This is a genomic window from Thalassospira sp. A3_1 (assembly GCF_017744215.1).
Lineage (GTDB): Bacteria > Pseudomonadota > Alphaproteobacteria > Rhodospirillales > Thalassospiraceae > Thalassospira > Thalassospira lucentensis_A.
Genome location: NZ_JAGHQQ010000001.1, coordinates 291,147 through 310,265, shown reverse-complemented (window position 1 = coordinate 310,265; position 19,119 = coordinate 291,147). Strand labels below are relative to the sequence as shown.

Annotated in this window: 17 protein-coding genes; 5 read left to right on the top strand and 12 right to left on the bottom strand. The window is 54.6% G+C overall.

Going from position 1 to position 19,119, the window contains the following annotated elements; genetic code table 11:
- Nucleotides 1-20 precede the first annotated feature (20 nt).
- The 4 genes from J7395_RS01420 to J7395_RS01405 form a co-directional block, all read right to left on the bottom strand.
- Entirely contained in the window at nucleotides 21-980 is a 960-nt protein-coding gene (locus tag J7395_RS01420) for a diacylglycerol kinase family protein (RefSeq protein WP_209220302.1), read from the bottom strand.
- A complete protein-coding gene (locus tag J7395_RS01415; RefSeq protein ID WP_209220301.1) occupies nucleotides 967-2,640 on the bottom strand; it encodes a phosphoethanolamine--lipid A transferase in 1,674 nt (557 codons plus the stop codon). Before J7395_RS01415 ends, J7395_RS01420 begins: the two co-directional genes overlap by 14 nt.
- A 131-nt stretch (nucleotides 2,641-2,771) precedes the next feature.
- Nucleotides 2,772-3,311 carry a cytochrome b/b6 domain-containing protein gene (locus tag J7395_RS01410; protein ID WP_209220300.1) on the bottom strand — a complete coding sequence of 180 codons (540 nt, stop codon included), beginning with the start codon at nucleotides 3,309-3,311 and terminating at the stop codon, nucleotides 2,772-2,774.
- Nucleotides 3,312-3,313: 2 nt separating this feature from the next.
- Nucleotides 3,314-3,592, bottom strand: a complete 279-nt coding sequence (locus J7395_RS01405; protein ID WP_062947763.1) for a PepSY domain-containing protein — start codon at nucleotides 3,590-3,592, stop codon at nucleotides 3,314-3,316.
- Nucleotides 3,593-3,760: 168 nt separating this feature from the next.
- On the opposite strand from J7395_RS01405, the gene J7395_RS01400 reads away from it, so the two are divergent.
- Both J7395_RS01400 and J7395_RS01395 read left to right on the top strand, forming a co-directional pair.
- Nucleotides 3,761-4,417: a response regulator transcription factor gene (locus J7395_RS01400; protein WP_062947761.1), complete on the top strand. Its 657-nt coding sequence runs from the start codon at nucleotides 3,761-3,763 to the stop codon at nucleotides 4,415-4,417.
- Between the two features lies 1 nt (nucleotide 4,418).
- Entirely contained in the window at nucleotides 4,419-5,819 is a 1,401-nt protein-coding gene (locus J7395_RS01395) for a HAMP domain-containing sensor histidine kinase (RefSeq protein WP_209220299.1), read from the top strand.
- 106 nt (nucleotides 5,820-5,925) lie between these two features.
- On the opposite strand, the gene J7395_RS01390 is transcribed toward J7395_RS01395, so the two are convergent.
- Nucleotides 5,926-6,123 (bottom strand): hypothetical protein, encoded by a 198-nt coding sequence (locus J7395_RS01390; RefSeq protein WP_142994591.1) that lies wholly within the window; start codon nucleotides 6,121-6,123, stop codon nucleotides 5,926-5,928.
- A gap of 275 nt (nucleotides 6,124-6,398) precedes the next feature.
- Between J7395_RS01390 and J7395_RS01385 the strand changes: the two genes are divergently transcribed.
- Together J7395_RS01385 and mgrA are read left to right on the top strand one after the other, a co-directional pair.
- Nucleotides 6,399-8,423 carry an aminopeptidase P family protein gene (locus J7395_RS01385; RefSeq protein ID WP_209220298.1) on the top strand — a complete coding sequence of 675 codons (2,025 nt, stop codon included), beginning with the start codon at nucleotides 6,399-6,401 and terminating at the stop codon, nucleotides 8,421-8,423.
- Nucleotides 8,424-8,586: 163 nt separating this feature from the next.
- Complete coding sequence (mgrA, locus tag J7395_RS01380; protein ID WP_209220297.1) at nucleotides 8,587-9,642, top strand: L-glyceraldehyde 3-phosphate reductase; 1,056 nt, start codon at nucleotides 8,587-8,589, stop codon at nucleotides 9,640-9,642.
- Nucleotides 9,643-9,700: 58 nt separating this feature from the next.
- Here mgrA and J7395_RS01375 read toward each other — a convergent pair whose 3' ends face one another.
- Complete coding sequence (locus tag J7395_RS01375) at nucleotides 9,701-10,606, bottom strand: LysR family transcriptional regulator (protein WP_037992114.1); 906 nt, start codon at nucleotides 10,604-10,606, stop codon at nucleotides 9,701-9,703.
- Between the two features lie 141 nt (nucleotides 10,607-10,747).
- On the opposite strand from J7395_RS01375, the gene J7395_RS01370 reads away from it, so the two are divergent.
- The gene (locus J7395_RS01370) at nucleotides 10,748-11,794 is read left to right on the top strand and encodes a DMT family transporter (RefSeq protein ID WP_209220296.1); all 1,047 of its coding nucleotides are present in this window, start codon (nucleotides 10,748-10,750) and stop codon (nucleotides 11,792-11,794) included.
- A gap of 9 nt (nucleotides 11,795-11,803) precedes the next feature.
- On the opposite strand, the gene J7395_RS01365 is transcribed toward J7395_RS01370, so the two are convergent.
- From J7395_RS01365 to lpxC, 6 genes are all read right to left on the bottom strand, one after another.
- Nucleotides 11,804-12,352, bottom strand: a complete 549-nt coding sequence (locus J7395_RS01365; RefSeq protein WP_247741917.1) for a thermonuclease family protein — start codon at nucleotides 12,350-12,352, stop codon at nucleotides 11,804-11,806.
- A gap of 15 nt (nucleotides 12,353-12,367) precedes the next feature.
- Nucleotides 12,368-12,760 (bottom strand): hypothetical protein, encoded by a 393-nt coding sequence (locus J7395_RS01360; protein WP_209220295.1) that lies wholly within the window; start codon nucleotides 12,758-12,760, stop codon nucleotides 12,368-12,370.
- Nucleotides 12,761-12,794: 34 nt separating this feature from the next.
- Nucleotides 12,795-14,894, bottom strand: a complete 2,100-nt coding sequence (ligA, locus tag J7395_RS01355) for an NAD-dependent DNA ligase LigA (protein ID WP_209220294.1) — start codon at nucleotides 14,892-14,894, stop codon at nucleotides 12,795-12,797.
- A gap of 62 nt (nucleotides 14,895-14,956) precedes the next feature.
- Nucleotides 14,957-16,627, bottom strand: a complete 1,671-nt coding sequence (recN, locus tag J7395_RS01350) for a DNA repair protein RecN (protein WP_209220293.1) — start codon at nucleotides 16,625-16,627, stop codon at nucleotides 14,957-14,959.
- 225 nt (nucleotides 16,628-16,852) lie between these two features.
- Nucleotides 16,853-17,677, bottom strand: a complete 825-nt coding sequence (locus J7395_RS01345) for an outer membrane protein assembly factor BamD (protein ID WP_062947741.1) — start codon at nucleotides 17,675-17,677, stop codon at nucleotides 16,853-16,855.
- Nucleotides 17,678-17,901: 224 nt separating this feature from the next.
- Nucleotides 17,902-18,870 carry a UDP-3-O-acyl-N-acetylglucosamine deacetylase gene (lpxC, locus tag J7395_RS01340; RefSeq protein ID WP_209220292.1) on the bottom strand — a complete coding sequence of 323 codons (969 nt, stop codon included), beginning with the start codon at nucleotides 18,868-18,870 and terminating at the stop codon, nucleotides 17,902-17,904.
- Nucleotides 18,871-19,119: the final 249 nt, after the last annotated feature.

Below are 19,119 nucleotides of genomic sequence, written 5' to 3'. Positions count from 1 at the left end.
AATTTGTACTACGACCTTAATTAGGCCGTTGCCGACCCTAATGGCATGATCAGCCTGATCGCGTGATCTGATAGACAAACATGGCACGGAAGTCGCCCCCATGCTTCGCCATCAATTTGTAAAGCGGCGTTAGGGGCCGAAGAACAGATTATAATTTCTTTTGTTTTGATGACCCTTACGTCTTTGCTTTGGGATAAACGGCTGCAAAGCAGAGCCAACGCATAGCGCAATTTTGCGATGCGTCCGGTTGCGGAAAGGATAATGATATCAAGGTTGTGGTGTCGCAGACTTGCATCGGGGGCTAGGATATACTTTCCGGCGTAATGGGCTGCATGTGTGGCAATGACGCCGGTGGCATGAGTTGTCTGGCCGTTGGCAGTGATCGTAAAAGCCGGTTGGTTTCCGCGCAATGTCGTGATCAATCCTTGCCAGACATAGGCACCCTTTCCGATCCATCGTTTGAGAAGAGGCGATATGTCTGCGACTGTTTGGGCATCTGCACCCACACCGGCCATCAGCATGAATGCCCGACCGTTTGCCATACCCGGAAATATATCCGCTTCAACACCATTCTGCACGTAGGCTGCAATAGCCTCGGTGCTAAAATCCATTCCGATTTCGATGGCCAGCACATTGGCAGTTCCCATCGGAATAATGCCAAGCGGCGGAATGTTCCGCCCGATTATGCGGGCATCGACCAAACCGTTCAGCACTTCGTTGATCGTACCATCACCACCGGCAACAAACAGTCGGGTTGTTGAAGGTATCCGGAACGCGATTTCGCGGGCGTGGCCAGGATGTTGCGTTTCAATCAGCGTGATATTGCCGGGGAGCCAGCTAAATATCTCTAACAGATGTTTGCGATTTGCTCTCCCGGCGCAGGGATTAAAAATTACTGTGACTTTGGGGATGGCAATGTTTGACACGACTGACGAATATGCCGAAATATCTGCAACTTTGTTCGTGTTATCGATCCGCATGGACAAGATCCTTGCCGTTTTCGCAGGATGCAAAAATATCGGACTTCTGATCGTAAATGCTCGTTTCAACCTGCATCAATCCAAGAACCGTTGAAAACAGATTATCTTGGGAATAGCTGTTTTCCTTGGAAATCGTATTGATACAGTCACGGTCAATATGCCGGGTGCTGGCAAAGGCAGCGGACATCCACGCCATCATCGGAATATGGGTTTGTTCTTCGGGGGCAAAGATATAAGGGGCACCGTGCAGGTATAACCCGCTTTCGCCGAGAGACTCCCCATGATCGGAAAGATACAGCAACGCCGGATTGTATGCGTCGTCGTATTCCGTCAGTTTTTCAATCATCTGTGATATCACGAAGTCGGTATAGCGGATGGTATTGTCATAAGTGTTGACCAGTTCCTGCTGTGTACAGTTTTCAATGTCCTTGCGGGGGCAATCCGGGGTGAACTGGCGAAAGTTTTCAGGGTAACGTTCAAAATAGGTTGGCCCGTGACTGCCGATCAGATGCATGACAATCAGCTTGTCGCCTTTGCCCATATCCAGGATTTCTTGATCAATATTTTCAAGAAAAGCTTCGTCATGGCATGTGCCATTCTGACAAAGGTCGGGGAAATCATCCGTTGATATCTCGACGGTGGGAACGCGGTCGCAAACCCCTTTACAACCACCGTCGTTCTCCATCCAAAGGACCGGAATCCCAGCCTTGGCTATGACGTCGAGCAGGTTTTCACTATTGCGCGCGATACTTTCATCATAATTGGAACGCGACATTTGGGAGAACATGCAAGGTACGGAAATTGCAGTTGCAGTGCCACAGGATCGGACATTCTGAAACGCGATGACAGTGCCAAGTTTTTCGGTGAAGGGCGTCGTCGGTCGGTCATAGCCGTTTGCAGCCAGACTTGCCGCTCGCCCGGTTTCACCGATTACCAGAAACATCAGGGTCGGCTTATCCGTCTTCCGGATAAGGCGGGCGTCATTGCCAATTGTGCGAAACGGAATAGACCGGTCGCGATATACGCCTTTGACATAGCGAATTGTTCCGGTGATGTAGCTTATCGGGACAATTTCCTTACCGAGGATTTTGTTATTACGTCCGACGGATGCGTAATCCTTGAAATATCCGGCGGCTATTGTGCCGATACACAGGATGATAATTGCGGTCATTACGATCCGCTGGCCGATCCCGCGATAGAAAGACGTTGCATAGCGAACCGGCGTCAATACCAGCAGGATAGCAGGCAACAAGCCGGTCATGACAAACCAGAACACAGCCATTGGTGTCAGATAGGAAAAGGCTTCAGCAGCATTGGTTTCGGCAAAGTTCCGGATCATGTCACGATCAAACACGATGCCGTATCGAACCATGCCATAAGTAACTGGCGCGGATGTCAGAATCAGAACCGTAAAAAATGGTTTAAGAACCGGTTTGAAAGAGAACGGTATGAAAACAAGGATCAAGCCAAGGAAAATAACCAAGGGGGCTGTTGCGGCAAAAATTGGATCATAAGCATCAAGTGCGCCAAGGATGCTGTAAAAATCACCCAGGACAGTCCAGTTAAAGGCAACACAAAAATAAAGGGCCAACGCGAAAAGTACGGCGCGGTAGTCAACATGCTGTAAATCTGGCAGGCGTCGGAAAACTGGAAAATGCATTGGTTAACTGCCCTGAACAAGAGAGAAAGGCGAAACGGATTGCCGGAAAGATTAAGACGCTGGCCGAATCAGATGGTTGGCTGATCCGGTAAAAAATCTTCGCAGTGAAGGGTATTGGGAGATGATTTTGATCAGTTGACGTCATTACCGGCAGGTCGGCGTTTGCGACCCGACACCATTGCGCGCACCAGACTTTCCTGATGACGGATACTGGCCAGAACAACCCCGGCAACGTGCAGGCCAACTAGCACAAGCAGGCTATTGGCAAGAAATTCATGCATTTCCTCGACCCAGTCCGAACCCCAGAACATACTGGTGGTATAAAGCCAGCCGGTCAGAGCCGTACCCGTCATGAACAGCAAAAGCACAAGGATCATTGCAGCCCCGGCCGGGTTGTGCCCGATATAGCGTCTTTCCCGACCCTTCAGGATATCGGACAGATAAGCGACAACTTCTGTGGGACGGCGCAGGAACTGCGTGAAACGGGCGTAGCGGGGACCGATAAGCCCCCACAAAAGACGAAATGCGATCAGGGCAGCGGCGATATAACCACTGACCTCGTGCATGTCTTCCCATGTGTCGGCCGAAATCCACGCCACGGCAAAGCATGCCACAAGCCCCCAGTGAAATACTCGGACCAGTGGGTCCCACACTTTTACGGTAGCAACCATGATCAGTCCTTCCGTGGTTTAATCTGATCAAGGGTTTGAGGATCAAAATAGATTTCAACGCGCTTGCCATCCTGTGTAATGGCGTAAACCTCATAACAATTGTCTTCGGTTTTGATGTTCTTGATTTTCCAGCCTTCGGCCTCGAGCTTCTGCTGAAGAGTTTCACGTGGCTGCCATTGGTCCATCGGTGCCTTGCAGCGTTCCTCGTTTGCGGATGCGGCTATGGTTGATGCGACCAGAAGAGTTGCAAAGGCGGTCGCCAGCGTGGTTGCGTTTTTCATCGTGTGTCTCCGGGCGGGATGTGGAAAACTCGTCTGCAGGCAATCTGAAGGGCCAACCTGACAGCAACCTGAACACGCCGGAAAAATGCCTTCAGGCTGTTGTCAGGAAACTGCGGTAATCTGACTTATGGGGTTGTGTACCCACTGGATTTCGTGACGGAGAAGTGCATGAGGCTTTTGCTGATTGAAGACGAAGAAGCACTGGGCGCTGCACTTCGCGACCACTTGATTGCGGCCGGGCATGCGATTGACTGGGTGCAAACCGTTGGCGATGCATCCACCGCAATAATCGGTACGCCGTACGATATTTTACTGCTTGATCTCAATTTACCGGATGGGCATGGCATCGACATGTTGCGATCATTACGCAGGCGGGGTGATGCGACCCCTTGTATTATTCTGACGGCGCAGGATCAGATTACCGATAGGATTGACGGGCTTAATGCCGGGGCGGATGACTATCTGGTAAAGCCTTTTGACCTTGACGAAATGACAGCAAGACTGGCGGCGGTTGCACGGCGTTATTCGGGTAATCCCAATCCACTGATCCAGATTGGCGAACTCGAAATTGATCTGGCAGCAAGAAGCGTTTTCCGGGCGGGACAGACCGTTGATTTGACAGCGCGGGAATGGGCACTGCTTGATCAGTTTGTCCGCCGTCCCGGCGCAACCCTGTCCAAACGCCAGCTTGAAGACGCGCTTTATGAATTTGGTGCTGAAATTGAAAGCAACACGGTTGAGGTATATGTCAGCAGGCTGCGCAAAAAGATCGGTGGAACCCTGATCAGGACTTTGCGCGGCGTCGGTTATCGGCTTGAGGGGTAGGATGGCAGGTTTTTTCAGCAGCAGCCTGACTGCGCGGATTGTCGGGCGGGTGACACTTTGTGTCGTGACGCTATGGTTGGTCGCAGCGGGATTAGCAGCAGTAGTCATCGACGAAGAACTTGGCGAAGCCTTCGATAGTGGCTTGCAGGAAACAGCGCGACGTAATCTTCCGCTTGCAGTCGAATTCATCATGAACAGACCGAATGGCAGCGGGATGACCGAATTGCCCGCGTTGCTTGATCACCATCAGGACGACGGCAAAGACGACGGACCTGATGATAGCGGGGAATATCTTCTCTATCAGATGCGAAACGCTATGGGCGAGGTCCTGTTACAGACGCACGATGCGGGTCAGGTTGCCTTTGCTGCCCCGCTTGAGCCGGGATTTTGGCAGGACGAGATGTTTCGTTACTATACCGAGGCGGCCATTAGCGGCACGTTGTTCTTGCAGGTTGCCGAGCCATTGGCGCATCGGCGGGAGGCAACCTTTGAAAGTGCGGTGGCGGTTCTGTTGCCGGTAATTGTTCTGGTGCCTGCAATCATCGTGGCAATTTGGCTGAGTGTCCGTGCAGGTCTGGGGCCAGTTGCCCGCCTTCATGATGAAATTGATCTGCGCGGCAGTGGTAATCTTGACCCGATTGCGATCAAGCATATTCCTGTTGAGCTTGCCCGGATTGGCGGCGCGGTCAATACGCTTCTGGTGCGCTTGAAATCTGCATTGAATGCTGAACGTTCCTTTGCATCCAACAGCGCACATGAGTTGCGTACCCCGATTGCAAGTGCGTTGGCACAGACACAGCAATTGCTGTCAGAAATGGCACCGGATGACATTCACCGTGAACGGGCAAAAAGGGTCGAACAGTCGCTTGGACGTTTGCGGCGTTTATCGGAAAAACTATTGCAATGGTCGCGTGCCGAGGCTGGGATTGGTAAAAGTGATCAACACCATGATCTTGATGCGATTGTGGATATGGTGGTTGAAGATATCCGGCGCAGCAACCGGTTCGGGGATCGCATTGATGTGATGCGCAACGGGACCTCGCTGGTGGCGGCAATCGACCCGGATGCCTTTGGTATCTGTGTCGGCAATCTTCTTGAAAATGCATTGATGCATGGTGATGCCGATCAGGCGGTCTCTCTGCGCGTCGAAGGTCCGGATACATTGATTGTGGAGAATGCCGGGCGGACTGTACCCGACTATATTCTAGTCCGCCTGACTCATCGGTTTGAACGTCATGGCAAACATCCCGAAAGTTCGGGGCTGGGCTTGTCAATTGTTTCGGCGATCATTGAACAGGCTGGTGGGCAATTGGAACTTATCTCGCCACGCCCGTGCATGACGGACGGATTTATAGCTCGCTTGAAGCTACCTGGAAAAAGAAACGGCCCTGCCGTGGAGTAGCAGGGCCGTCTCAGAGGGAAAGACAAAAAAGACCGCAAGGATCGTGAACCTTCGATCCTGCGCTTCGTCCAATGGCATCAAAGACCTTCGCGGGCGGGATTGATCCCTATTCCCTGTCCGTTGCTTCCATCGAAAGGGTCTGACCCCGATGATGGCTTTCAGCATCGTCTGCCAGAAGGGCAGGGCCTGTATCAAGGCCGAGCGCGGCTCGTTCCGTAAGGGTGAGGCGCTCTAGACCGTCATAGGCCGTCTGGCGACGACGCGATTGAACAACGTTCTGGACAGTAATTGGAAAACGGATCACCGTTTTGGTCTCCTGCAAATTGACGTCCCGACGGGCCATCTTTTTGTCACGCGCCTGTAATAGATTAAACATCTCTTAATTTGTATTGCGAAGCTTGCAGGGCTTTCATACCCATCATGCATGTGGTGGTATAGGCGTGACGCCGGTGTAGTTTGCCGGTCGTCCGATTGGCGTGTCCTGCCACGTTTTCTGGCATTCCATCTTGCAAGTGATCGGCGAAAACCCTTAGATAGCTTTGGTCGGATGCTGCCCCACGCACAGAAACGAGGATTTTGATGACCCTTCCCGGCGATACCCAACTTGCTGCCATGCTTGAACGTGACGGCGTTAACAAGGACGTCACTGCCATTGTCGATCTGATTGACGGTGTGATTGCCAGTGCCAATGGCGATACGCGAACCGACTGGTTTGATCTGGTCGGTGGCAAGCTTGGCGATGATCTGAAATCGGCCCTGCTGGCATTGCGTGATGAACGCAAATCGGAATTTCTGTATGCCAAGGATGGCTATGATGCCGCGGCCCGGATCGAAGCGCTTCGCAAATATCTTGCCGCCAAGGGTGTCGATGGTTTCGTCGTGCCGCGATCAGATGAACATCAGGGTGAATATGTTCCGGCCTGTGCCGAACGCCTGGCGTGGCTGACCGGCTTTACCGGGTCGGCCGGGGCGGCGGTGGTGCTTGCCGACAAGGCCGCCGTGTTTGTTGATGGTCGTTACACCATTCAGGTCCGTCAGCAGGTCAACCGCGACATCTACGAATATCGTCATCTGGTCGATGAACCGGTTGTCGGCTGGATTCACGACAATCTTAAATCGGGACAGAAGCTGGCCTATGACCCGCATCTGCATACTGTCCAGCAGGCCGAACATCTGCGTGGTGCGTGCGAGGGTGTTGGTGCCGAACTGGTCGCAATCGAGCCCAATCCGATTGATGTTCTCTGGCATAAACAGCCCGCCATGCCGGTTGCGCCTGTACGCCCGCATCTTCTGGAACATGCCGGCAAATCAAACGCGGAAAAACGCAAACAGATTGCCGAAATGCTCGAAAAACTGGAATGCGACAGTGCGGTGATTTCAGCCCCTGACAGCATTGCGTGGCTTTTGAATATCCGCGGTGGCGATGTACCCCATATTCCGCTGCCGCTGGGATATGCCATCATCAATGGTGATGCATCGGTTGATCTGTTTATGGATGAACGCAAATTTCCGGCTGAAACCGTCAAATGGCTTGAAAACGACGCGACCATCCGCCAACCCGGCGAACTGGAAGAAGCCCTTGGTGCGTTGGGCAATCAGTCGGTCCGCCTGGACGAGGCAACCGCATCCGACTGGCTGCGCATGAAGCTTTCCGATGCCGGTGCGACGATGCGGATCGGGCGTGATCCGGTGGCGTTGCCCAAGGCCTGCAAGAATGAGGTCGAACTTGAAGGATCGCGCAAGGCACATAAGCGCGACGGCGAAAAGATCATTCGTTATTTCGCATGGCTTGAAGAAGCCGCAGCCGATGGCAGCATTGACGAACGCATGGCGGCAGACAAACTTCTCGCACTTCGTGCCGAAGACCCGTTATTCCGCGATACCAGTTTCGAAACCATCCCGGGCAGCGGCCCGAACGGTGCGCTTTGCCATTATCGCAATACCCCCGAAACCAATCGGAAATTGTCACCGGGCGAAATTTTCCTGATCGATAGTGGTGGGCAGTATCTGGACGGGACGACCGATATCACCCGTACAACCGTGATCGGGCAACCGACCCAGGAACATCGGGATCGTTTCACCCGTGTGCTGAAGGGGCATATCGCACTTGCGCGCGCGATTTTCCCGGTCGGTACCACCGGGCAGCAGCTTGATACCCTTGCCCGTGCGCCGCTTTGGGAAGCCGGGCTTGATTTCGACCATGGCACCGGGCATGGCGTAGGCAGTTACCTTGGCGTTCACGAAGGTCCGCAGCGGATTTCCAAGGCACCGAACAAGATCGCGCTTAAACCCGGCATGATCCTGTCGAACGAACCGGGTTTCTATAAGGAAGGCGAATATGGCATCCGGATTGAAAACCTGATTGCGGTTGTCGAAGTCGATGGCCCGCTCGGGGCGGATCGCCCGATGCTGGGCTTTGAAACGCTGACCTTCTCGCCGATCGAACGCAAACTGATTGATCCGGAACTGATGACCAAGGATGAATTGCAGTGGCTGAATGATTACCACGCACAGGTCTATGCCATGTATGCCGACGATCTTGACGAAGATCTTCTTGAATGGCTGCAAAAGGCAACCGCACCGATCAAGAAACGCGTGGCGTAAGTTCGGTCTTCAGGCAAGGCGCATTACAAAACCGTCCCGACATATCGGGGCGGTTTTTTCATGTTAACACGCCTGACAGCGCGGTCTTTTTGCCTTATGAATAAAACATTGGATCGATTCAATTGCGGGCATGACCCCAAAAGAAAATAGGCAGGAGGAATAAATGGCGTCAGTGGAAGAAGGCTGGAATGCCAATCCCGCACGTTACGACAATGCAACCTATAACCGGTCGGGCAAAAGCGGCCTGATGCTGCCGCAGATCACGCTGGGCCTTTGGCAGAATTTTGGCGGTGTTGACGTTTTTGAAACGCAGCGCGCGATGATTCGGCGCGCCTTTGATCGTGGTGTCATCCATTTCGATCTTGCCAACAACTATGGCCCACCCCCCGGATCGGCCGAGGAAAACTTTGGCAAGGTGCTGGCAAAGGACCTTAAATCCCATCGCGACGAACTGGTGATTTCGACCAAGGCGGGTTACCGCATGTGGCCGGGGCCGTACGGCGAATGGGGTTCGCGCAAATATCTGATTTCAAGTCTGGATCAAAGCCTGTCGCGGATGGGGCTTGATTATGTTGATATCTTTTATTCGCACCGTGTTGATCCGAACACGCCGCTTGTCGAAACCATGGGCGCACTCGATCAGATCGTGCGTTCGGGCAAGGCGCTTTATGTCGGCATTTCGTCCTATTCCGCCGAAATGACCCGCAAGGCGCAGGCTATTCTGGCCGATCTGGGCACGCCCTGCGTCATTCATCAGCCATCCTATTCGATGCTGAACCGCTGGGTCGAAACCGAAGGGCTGCTTGATACCCTGTCCGAGCTTGGCATTGGCTGCATTGCGTTTTCGCCGCTTGCGCAGGGGCTTCTGACCAACAAATACCTGAATGGTGTGCCGGAAAATTCCCGTGCCGCCCTTGAAGGATCGTTCCAGTCCGGCATGCTGTCCGAAGACAACCTGAACCGTGTGCGCGCCCTGAACGAAATCGCCAAACGCCGTGGTCAGACACTGGCACAGATGGCGATTGCATGGGTGCTGCGTCGCCCGGAAATCACATCCGCCCTGATTGGGGCGCGTCATGTCGAACAGCTTGATAACAGCCTTGATGCCCTGAACAACCTTGAATTCAGTGCCGAGGAACTGGCTGAAATCGACAAATACGCGACCGATGGTGGCCTGAACCTGTGGCAGAAATCATCTGATTCCGAAGCCCCGGTCTGATCGCCTCAAAGCCCTTACAGCAAACCCCGGTACGTTTGTCGTGCCGGGGTTTTGTTTTTCAGTTATCAGCCATCGGCATGGTGCCGGCCAGATCGCGCAATGTATCGAGCACGGCCTTGGCCCCGGTACTGAGCGGGCGATCCTGAAGCCACGACAACATTACCTTGCGCGATAGCTGCGGATTAACGATCCGCCGCGCCTTGAGCCGTCCGGTGGATAATTCCATCACAAGCGAGCTTCGCGGCAAAACCGTATGGCCCAGATCGCGATGCACCAGATCGACCAGAACCCGCAACGCATCGGCTTCGACCACCGGGGTAAGGGGGCGACCGGCACGGAATGCTGCTTCCTGCATCTTGGCGCGCAACCCGTGTTTTGGCGTTGGCATGATAAGCGGTAGGGCCAATACATCTTCATAGGCAATTTCGGTTTCGCCTTCGCCGACGCGCGACGGATGGGAAATCAGAAACAGGTCCTCTCGCCACAATGGTTCGGCATGCAGGCTGCGCGATATCATGCCGTCATGCAGGATGCCGATATCAAGGCGCCCTGATAGCAATCCTTCCTGCACATCACCTGTCAGATCCTCGGCAATCGAGATGTTCAGATCGGGATAGCGTTCGCGCAATGCTTCGACCAGTGCACCGGTGATGACGATCCCGGCACTGGGCGGCACCCCGACATGGACATGGCCGGTTACCTTGCTGCGTCGGGCTGACAGGTCTGCTTCGAGGCGCGCCAGATCACCCAGAATAACCCGTGCCCGTTCGGCCAGCATCTGACCGGCTTCGGTCAGTTTTACCCCGCGCCCGGTTCGCTCCAGCAGGCGGGTATCAAGTGCTTCTTCCAGTAGGTTAAGCTGCCGGCTAAGGGCTGGTTGCGACAGGTTAAGCCGGTCGGCCGCGCGCGACAGGCTGCCAAGTTCGGCAATGTGAACAAAGCTTCGAAGCTGTTTGATGTCCATTTATCTGCAATCCAAAAGGAATATGAACCGGCGGATGTTTTGTTAGATATAGCAAATCCTGATATCTGATAACATTTAATTCGAATTGAATAATGGCTATGCGCGGCAGATAGTTAAGGTCGAGAGAGACCGGAGACAATAATGACAAAACCATCCGCGCCAGCAGATGCCAAATCCGTGGCAAAGCCATCGGGTTCGGCCCTGACCCTTGTATTGCTGTCGACTGTGGCATTCGCAATGAAGGGGCTGTTGGCGAAATACGTTTATGCCACCGGCATGACGGTGGATGGTTTGCTGCTGTTGCGTTTTCTGATCGCGATGCCGTTTTTCTGGATCGGTGTTTATCTGTTTGGCAAACACCGGCTGGGCGAACGTACGATGAAGCCGGTCGATATTCTCTGGGGCGCGCTTTATGGCGGGCTGTTCTTTGCCGCTGCCCTGTTTGATTTTACCGCCGTGTCGGTGATTGATGTCACCGTCTCGCGGATCGTGCTTTTCACATTCCCGGCCATCGTCCTGATCCTTGAATGCCTGCATAAGTGGCGGCTTCCTCCCTTGCGCCAGTTTGTCTGCTTTGCTGTTACTTATGTCGGGTTGGTACTTGTTCTCGCCCCCAACGGGATCGGTGCCGTTTCAGATCAGCTTTGGCTGGGGGCGTCGCTCGCGTTTGCATCCGCCCTGACTTACGCCTGTTACCTTTATTTCGGGCAGCGGATGATTTCGGTCATTGGGTCGATGCATTTTGCGGCCCTGGTAAATACCATGGCCGGTATATCGATGATCCTCTATGAGCTGGTTGTGACCAAGCCGCTAAACCTGAATGTTGACGGGGTTTTGTGGACGGCGGGCATTTCGATCTTTTGCACCGTGATCCCGTTCTTCCTGCTTTATGAAGGCATCCGGCGGATCGGGGCGACGCAGGCCGCACTGATTTCGCTTTCGGGGCCTGCCATGACATTCTTTGCCGCGTGGTTGCTGTTAGGCGAGGTGCTGACGGCACCGCAGGCGCTTGGCTTTGCTGTGGTTATTGTCGGCGTCGCGTCGATCAAGAATGGCGTCACACTGGCCGGTCTTGGCCGGTTGCTGGCCCGGCCGTTCTTTTCGGCAACCGGTCGTGGTTCGGATGACGTCAACGCGGCAGATACCGAGCGCGGCCCGGCAGCGGATGCATCGGGCAAAGGTGCCTGATCGCGGCTCTTATTCGTCGCGTTGCCAGCGGCGGACTTCGGTTTGATGTTCCGGTAACCGTTCCCCGCGCCGCCACAGCAACGGGTCGATAAACTGCCCGGCCCATGCCCCGGCACGGCTTTGCCGCGCACTGTTTTCAACCGCACCATAAGGCGGCATTTCATCGGTCCGTGCCACGGCCATGCCGCGCGCAATCAGGCCCTGACCGATATCCTGACCATTGGCATTGCGACAGATCGCCATATTGCGGTGATAGCGGTTCTTGCCCTGCACCTTGCACGTGATCGGCCCGGCGGCGATAAGATTGGTAACGACCTGCCATGCATCCGCACCGCATGCCGTGGTTTGACCATTCACGATGCATCGCTGAAACCGCTCAAGCGCGTCCGCCCCCCAAAGATCAACGCGTTTGAAACCAAACTCCAGCGTGTCGCCATCAACGGCGCGCGCCTTGCCGACCAGTTCGTCAAAATCGGGGTCGGCATGGACAGGGGCATGTAACGTTGCGCAGATCGCAACGCTCAGACAGGCTGCACGGACGAAAGGTGCGGCAGGCATATGGGCCCCTGATGGTCAGTAAAGGTCGCTATATCGGATTTCGTCAAGCTGGGCGAAAACGATCTTCCATGTCTCGTCCTGTTTGAGCAGGGCAAAGGCATAATCGCAATCAAAGATCAGGTTGTTTTCCGAATTGCCGAACCGGAAGGACACAATTGCGCGCGATCCGCCGGGCAGGGCGGAATGCTGTTCTATCAGCATCGATTTCGCCATCGCCAGATCGGCATTTTTCAATTCATCAAAAAATGACTGATTGTATGTATGCAGATCCTCCACCGAGCCGATGGCATGCACCCCCATCAGGTCATTGATCAGGCACGGGAAGTGATAGAACGCATCAAGGGCGTCTGCTTCGAATTTAAGATGTGCATCGGCATAGCGGCGAAAAAAGCTGCCCAGGTCTTCCATCGGATACGTTTTCCTTCCGCTTTGCCCGTGCTGATCATTCTGCGATCAGATCAAGCCATCCTTGTTCATCCAAAACAGTAACACCTAATTCTTCTGCTTTCTTTAATTTGGAGCCCGCACCCGGTCCTGCAACCAGAAAATCTGTTTTCGCCGAAACGGAACCGGCAACTTTGGCGCCAAGGCTTTCGGCCTTGACCTTGGCCTCGTTGCGCGAAAACAGTTCCAGCTTGCCGGTAAAGACAACCGTTTTGCCGCTAACGGGGCTGTCTGTAACCTGCGGGGCTTCGACATTTTCGATGGTCAGAACGGCCTGAAGGTCATCAAGAACATCTCGGTTATGTTCTTCGGCCATGAATTCAATCAGGTCATGGGCCACACTGGGGCCGATCTGGTCGATATTGATCAGATCGCGCAACGCATCACTATCGGGCGTTCCGGCATCATTCATGGCCGTGCGCCATTCCGCGATCGATCCGTAATGCCGGGCCAGAAGCTTTGCGGTGGCCTGTCCTATCTGGCGGATGCCAAGTGCGTAGATAAAGCGGTCCAGCGGCACCGTGCGCCGTTCATTGATGCTGGCAAACAGTTTTTCGGCCGATTTATCGCCCCAGCCTTCAAGCTTGCGAAGGGCATCACCGTGCTTTTCCTCGATCCGGAAAATATCGGCAGGTGACCGGACCCAGCCAAGGTCAAAGAACGCCTCGATATGTTTGCCACCCATGCCTTCGATGTCGAACGCATTGCGCGACACAAAATGCTTAAGACGTTCGACCGCCTGCGCAGGGCAGATCAACCCGCCGCTGCACCGTGTGACGGCTTCGCCTTCTTCGCGGATGGCGTGGCTGCCGCATTTAGGGCAGGTTTCCGGGAAGTGATAGGGGACGGCATCATCGGGGCGTTCATCGACAATAACCTCGACCACCTGCGGGATGACATCGCCAGCACGCTGGATAACGACAAGGTCATTGACCTGCACACCCAGCCGTTCGATTTCATCGCGGTTATGAAGGGTCGCGTTGGATACCACAACACCGCCCACCGTCACGGGTTCAAGTCGCGCAACCGGGGTCAATGCGCCGGTACGGCCAACCTGGATATCAATCGCCTTGACACGGGTGCGGGCCTGTTCCGCCGGGAATTTATGGGCAATCGCCCAGCGTGGTGACCGGCTGACAAAGCCAAGCCGCAACTGCAATTCGAAGTCGTTGACCTTATAGACAATGCCGTCAATATCGTAATCAAGTTCGGCGCGCTGATTGCCGAGTTCCTCGTAGAAGGCCATGATCTCGTCGGTATTGTGCAAAAGCGTCGTGTGGGGATTGGTCACAAAGCCCCAGCCTTTGATCTTGCTGATGAAATCCCAATGCGTCTGGGCAAGGCTTTCAGAAAGTTCCCCAAAGCTATAGGCAAAGAAACGAAGCGGACGTTTGGCGCTGATGGTCGGGTCAAGCTGGCGAAGTGACCCGGCGGCGGCATTGCGCGGATTGGCAAATGTTTTGCCACCGGTTTGTGCCTGCGTTTCATTCAGCTTCTGGAAGGCCGAACGCGCCATGTAAACCTCGCCACGGATTTCAACGACATCGGTCGGCGCATCTTCGGGCAGGATTTTGGGGATATCGGTAATATGGGCGACATTGGCGGTCACGTCCTCGCCCTCTGTCCCGTCGCCACGCGTTGCCGCACTGACCAGTTCACGGTTTTCATAGCGCAGCGATAGTGACAAACCATCGATCTTGGGTTCGCCAACGATTTCGACCGGGCTATGTGCTGTCAGGTTCAGGAAACGGCGAATACGGGCCAGAAAATCAACAATGTCCTCGCGCGAGAAAGCGTTGGCAAGCGACAGCATCGGACGCGCATGCTTGATTTTGGCAAAACCATCGGCCGGTGCGGCACCAACTTCCTGTGTCGGGCTGTTTTTCTTGAGCGTCGGATAGCGCGCCTCAAGCTCGATCAGGCGATTGAACAGTGCATCGTATTCCGCATCGGGAACCAGCGGTTCGTCATTGATATAATACGCCTCGTTAAAGCCGCGAATACGGTCGGAAATTTCGGCATGCTGCAAGCCTGCCTCGGTCCGGGTTTCGGGCATATCGGGGACAATGGACGAGGTTGACCCTTGTTCGGCGCTCATATTTCTTTTTATCCGTATTTAAGGGGCTGGAACGGGCAGGGGGATGAACCCGTGCAAACGTTCTAGCGGGGTTGGTCTAACAGGCTGTCGGCCGCAGCACGGGCTTCGGCGGTGATCGAATGACCGGCCAGCATCCGCGCGATTTCCTCGCGCCGTGCACCATCGACCAGCTCGTTCACACGCGTCACCATGCTGCCGTCATTTTCGCTTTTGGCAATGTTGAAATGGGTGCGTCCACGCGCGGCGACCTGCGGGCTGTGCGTAATCACAAGGATCTGGCGTTCCTCGGCCAGCAAATGCAACCGTTCGCCAATCGCGGCGGCTGTTGCACCGCCAACACCGCTGTCGACTTCGTCAAACACAAGGCTTGGCACCGCGGAAACGCGTGCCAGAACCACCTTGAGTGCCAGCAGGAAGCGGGAAAGCTCGCCCCCGGATGCGATTTTGTTCAGAGGTCCGGCCGGACTGCCGGGGTTGGTGGCGACCATGAACTGAATGCGGTCGATCCCGTCGATGCCCCATTCGTTTTCTTCCAGCTCGGCAATGTCGGTGACAAAGCGCGCCTTTTCCATACGAAGCGGCGGCAGTTCGGCATTGATCGCGGTATCAAGCGTTTCGGCGGCGGCTTTGCGCGCACCGTGAAGCTTTTGTGCGGCATCAATAAAGGCCGCGCGGTGTTCGGCGACCGCAGCCGTCAGGCGCGACAGTTCCTTTTCACCGAATTCAAGCTGATCGATCTGGCTGCGGTAATCCTTCATCAGGCCATTCAGCCCATCGACCGGCACATTGTATTTGCGGGCCGCCGCGCGCAGCGCAAAAAGCCGTTCCTCGACATTTTCCTGCTGTCCGGTATCGACATTCAGATCGGCAAGGGTAACCGATATCGCACGCGATGCTTCTTCAAGCTCGATCGCGGCCCGGTCCAGTGCCTCGATAATCGGTTCGAACCGGCCTTCGGCCTTTTGCAATTCGCGTTCAAGATGGCGCTGCGCACTGCGAAGCGCACTTTCAGCACCTTTGCCCCGCGAAAGTTCGCTTTCGGCATCGTTAAGGGCCGCGACAAGCTTTTCCCCATGCATCAGGAACTGGCGTTCCTCGGCAAGGCGTTCTTCCTCGCCTTCCTCGGGGCCAAGCTTTTCAAGCTCGTCAACCGCATGGCGCAGCCATTCTTCTTCTTCGCGCGCCTTGTTGATCCGGCTGGTGGCCGCAGTCAGTTCCTTTTGCGTATCGCGCCAGGCACGCCACTGATCCCGGACCGCAAGGGCAAGACTGCCAAGATTTCCGTGGGCATCAAGGGTCGCACGATGGGTGGTCGGGTCCAGCAAACCGTGCTGATCAAACTGGCCCTGAATTTCGACGCAGTAATTGCCGACATCGCGCAAAAGCCCGACCGAAACCGACTGATCATTGACATAGGCGCGTGACCGCCCGTCCGAGGTGACAACACGACGCACCACGAGCTCGTCGTCTTCAACCTCGATATCCTGTTCGGCAAGAAGCCCGTAAACCGGATGACCGGCGGGCAGGGTGAAGGTTGCGGTGACGCTGCATTTATCCGTGCCATGGCGGACAAGGCCGCTGTCGGCGCGCGCCCCCAATGCCAGACCCAATGAATCAAGAAGGATCGATTTCCCCGCACCGGTTTCCCCGGTAAGCACACTAAGCCCGTCGCGGAAATCAAGGTCCAGCTTGTCGATCAGAACAACATTTCGGATGCTAAGCCGTCGAAGCATTGCGGGATACTGACATTGTTAAAACAGGTGCGATGGTGCCGGTCAGGCGACGTCGCGACAAGCAGAGTGCCCAATCGCAGCGCGCCTTGCAAGCTTTGGCAGAGCGCAAAATTCACCACATCCCTGTGTTCCGCAGGAAAGAGCGAAAAATGTTGAAAAACAACTGACAAGAAATCGGTGTTCTTGGTGTGTTCTCGTGCGAAAAACAGTTCGACGCGACGAGAATCAGAACCAGTCACCAAGTGCGGTGGTGGTCGAATGCCACCAGCTTTCGCTTTCGCGCGTGTTCAGGCCATCACCCACCAGAAGATCGTAAGAATCCTCATACCACGGGCTGCCGGGGAAGTTATGGCCCAGTACCGATGCGGTACGTTTGGCTTCGCCATCAAGACCAAGTGCCAGATAGCTTTCGGTCAGGCGGGCCAGTGCCTCGGGCACGTGGGTGGTGGTCTGGTATTTATCGAGAACCGATTTGAACCGGTTGATTGCCGCCAGATATTCGCCGCGATCCTGATAATAGCGGCCAACACTCATTTCCTTGCCGGCAAGGTGGTCAACCGTCAGGTCCTTTTTCAGTTTCGCATCGCGTGCATACTGGCTGTCGGGGAAACGGCGGATCACGTCATCAAGCGAATCCATCGCATGCTGGGTCATCTGCTGATCGCGGCCAACGTCGGAAATCTGTTCGTAATAGGACAGTGCCTTGAGGTAGTAGGCGTATGGCACATCCGGGTTGGCCGGGTGCAGCGATATGAAGCGATCGATTGCGGTGATCGCATCGTCATATTTGTTGTCCTGATAATAGGCATAGGCCGACATCAGGGTCGCCTTGGTTGCCCAGACCGAATAGGGGTGCTGACGTTCGACTTCGTCAAATGCCTCGGCGGCTTTCTGGTATTCCTTGGCATCCAGAAGGTCCTGTGCGCCGTTGTAAAGCTCGGAAACCGGGCGTTCGACATATTCCGGTTTGTCGTCGCTGGAGCAGGCCGCAAGAAGCAGGGCCAGACCACAAGCAGCAATAACATTCTTGGCGGAAGCCTTACGAAGCACTGTGACGTTTCCTTAAGCTTTGTGACGCATTCAGGTGGAAATTTGCCGGACTATATCATGCCGGTATGGGCATAGGGCAAGTAGTTGTGTGCCCTTTGCCGGTACTTTTCTGGTGCCCTGACGAAATTGCAATTAGCACCGTGCAAACTGTGGTTGTGAAACACAATAAAAAAAGCGGCCCCGAAGGACCGCCTTTATAGATAAGACCTGTTCACAGGATCGGCTCAAGCCGTTGCAAGAACGGGCGTTTCAACCACATGAAGGGCAGATTTGCGCATCGGTGCAACACGCCATGCGCTTGCATCGGCAAACAGCGCCTTCAAAAGCAGGTTGTTGACATGGTGGCCGGACTTGTACGCCGTGACCTTGCCCTGCAATTGCTTGCCGGCGGTGTAAAGATCGCCAAGGGCATCAAGAATCTTGTGGCGGACGAACTCGTCATCATAACGAAGACCTTCCTCGTTCATGACTTCGTCACCCGAAAGCACGACCGCATTGTCAAGCGAACCGCCGCGTGCCAGGCCCATCGACCGCATGGCTTCGACTTCGTGAAGGAAGCCAAAAGTACGGGCGCGTGCAATATTGGCAACAAACACGCCATCATCGAATTTCACCGACATGCGCTGGTTGTTGATTGCCTTGCTGGCGAAGTCGATTTCGAAATCGACTTCAAAGCCATGACCCGGTTCGATCCGTGCGGTGCAGCCCTTATATTCGACTTCCACCGGTTTCAGGACCTCGATCACCTGACGCGGTGCGTCCTGTTCTTCGATCCCGACGCAATCGATCAGGAAGTTGAACGGTGCGGAACTGCCATCCATGACCGGCACTTCGTCGGCATCGATATCGATCAGAACGTTGTCGATGCGGCTACCGGCAAGGGCTGCCATCAGATGTTCGATCGTGCCAATTTTGATCCCGGCATCGCGGTCGCCAAGGCAGGTGCAAAGCTGGGTATCGATCACGCCATCGTAACGTGCCGGAAACAGTGGCTGGCCATCCAGATCCACGCGGCGGAATACGATACCGTGATTTTCAGGTGCAGGGTGCAGGGTAATGCGGATTTTATGACCTGAATGCAGCCCGACACCGGCACAGCCGATCGATGCTTTAAGGGTGCGCTGGCGTACAATATCCTGATCGGATATGTCCGAAGACGTAAAGGCCGCGCTGAGGTCTGTAATCTTATTCACGGGAACCCCCAGAAGAGTCAGGTCAGTAAGTTATTCATCAAATGCGCTATGTCTGGCGCATCGGGGTGTTAACCCCATTTCTTAGTGTCAGACCCTACAGATACTGTGACAAGAGGACAAATCACTCTTTGTTACGCTTTGTAAGCGACTTAACTTATTGAAAAATATAAAATTAATTTCGAAAAACCGGAAAAATACAATTTCGGATTACAATGTTCCGAGGGTTTCACTTGCAGGTTCCGCATTTAA